The 493-nt window shown below is 43.4% G+C and carries 1 protein-coding gene; it reads right to left on the bottom strand.

Annotation, left to right across the window (positions count from 1 at the left end):
• Positions 1-493: DUF6242 domain-containing protein (locus AC1EU0_RS19185; protein ID WP_480304379.1), on the bottom strand; the 493-nt coding region annotated here is incomplete at both ends.

Here is a 493-nt window from a genome sequence, read left to right as displayed (position 1 = left end):
TCCGTCTTTATCTATGACCCATAACTGATTTTTATCAATCACAAAATGCGGTGATCGTACGTTACTCGGCAGCGAGATTTTTACCCAGTCAGCATTGCTGTCTGCACTTTGGGTATAAAAAACATCTTGACGATTGCTGTTAATGAGCCACAGTTTGTCATCAAAAGCTTTTAAATCAAACTCTCTAAATGAAGACAATGGTGTTGTTGATGTATTTTCTGTCCATTGCTTACCATCAACTGTGCTCCACAAGCGTGCACGGGCAGAATCAAGGCCAGGACCAAAACCACCAAGCAGTATTAACTTGCCGTTAAATGAAACCATCTTAGGTAGAAACCGGCCTGCAGGAGAGTTGGTACCTTCAACTTTTTGCCAGTTTATCCCATCCTCACTGACCAATAACTCGTTCGAAAAAAACAGTCTGTCCTCTCGATAAGCACCGCCAAACACCCATAATTTGCCGTTATGCTCTGTAACTGCCGCTCCTGCACGC

Source organism: Parashewanella sp. 2210YD4-3, from assembly GCF_056591735.1.
This window is presented reverse-complemented; position numbering and strand designations above follow the sequence as displayed.